Origin of the sequence: Flavobacterium flevense, assembly GCF_900142775.1 — a bacterium.
Classification (GTDB): domain Bacteria; phylum Bacteroidota; class Bacteroidia; order Flavobacteriales; family Flavobacteriaceae; genus Flavobacterium; species Flavobacterium flevense.
The window spans coordinates 1-1399 of record NZ_FRCC01000033.1 but is presented as its reverse complement, the minus strand read 5'-3'; the positions used below and the strand labels follow the sequence as shown (position 1 = coordinate 1399).

At 39.1% G+C, this 1399-nt stretch carries 1 protein-coding gene; it reads left to right on the top strand.

The genetic code is table 11. The annotated features are described in order from the left end of the window. Positions 1-1399: SprB repeat-containing protein (locus BUB89_RS17765; RefSeq protein ID WP_200806849.1), on the top strand; the 1399-nt coding region annotated here is incomplete at both ends.

Sequence of the window (1399 nt, the reverse complement as noted above, 5' to 3'; positions counted from 1 at the left end):
GGTGCTACGGGATTAGCTGCTGGTACTTATACCGTAACAGCTTCTAAAGCGGGCGGTAATGAAGGAGATGTATGTAATGCAGAACCCATAACTGTTACGATCACGCAACCAACAGCCATTACTCTTTCTGAGACACATACTGCTGTAACTTGTAATGGTGCTAATGACGGAACAATTACTGCTATTTCTAATGGAACGGTAGTTATTAAAGATGCAAACAATCAAACTGTAGGTGCTACGGGATTAGCTGCTGGTACTTATACTGTAACAGCTTCTAAAGCGGGTGGTAATGAAGGAGATGTATGTAATGCTACTACTCAAGTAATTATTAGTCAACCTCAAATCCCTGTTAGTGTAGGTGGGATAGCTACTAATGCAACTTGTTATGGTGAAGCTAATGGTTCGATTGCTGTGACTAACAGTGCAGGGTCAACAGTGGTAATCACTAATGCTAATAACGAAATAGTTTCTAATACTGGATTGCCTGCTGGAACTTATACATTAAAAGCTACTGCTAATGGTGGTAACCAAGGTCAAACTTGTACTGCTGTTGCTCAAGTTATCATAACGCAACCTGCAACAGCTTTAAGCGCAACAGCAGTAATTGTTAACAATGATAATTGTGTCGGATGTAACAATGGTAGTATAGATATTACGCCAGAAGGTGGTACAGCTCCATATTCATTTACTTGGTCAAATGGAGCTATTACTGAAGATAATTTATCTTTACCAAAAGGAAAATATGATGTTGAAATTAAAGATGCTAATGGTTGTATCTTAAATGAAACTTATTACATTACCGAATCAGGAATATCATTAACTAAAGAAGGTACTTTTATTGATTCAACTTTACCAAGCGGTACTTCCGTAGGCGATGTAGTATCCTATAAATTTGTTGTAACCAATACTGGAAACGTAACTTTAACTAACGTAACAGTTACTGATAACAATGCTACTGTAACTGGTGGACCTATTGCAACGCTGGCTCCTGGAGCAACGGATGCAACTACCTTTACTGCTTCGCACACTATCACACAAGATGATATCAATAAAGGTATTGTTTACAATCTGGCAACTGCAACTGCGAAAGATCCTAAAGACAATCCGGTAACGGCTACTTCTACTGATCCAACGCCTTGTACTACTTGCCCTAAAGATCCGGAATGTACGGATTGTACAATTACTGAAGTGCCACAAAATCCTGGTATCTCAATCACTAAAGACGGAACTTATGTAGATGCAAACAACGACGGTAAAACGAATATTGGCGATGTAGTATCCTATAAATTTGTTGTAACCAATACTGGAAACGTAACTTTAACTAACGTAACAGTTACTGATAACAATGCTACTGTAACTGGTGGACCTATTGCAACGCTGGCTCCGGGAGCAACGGATG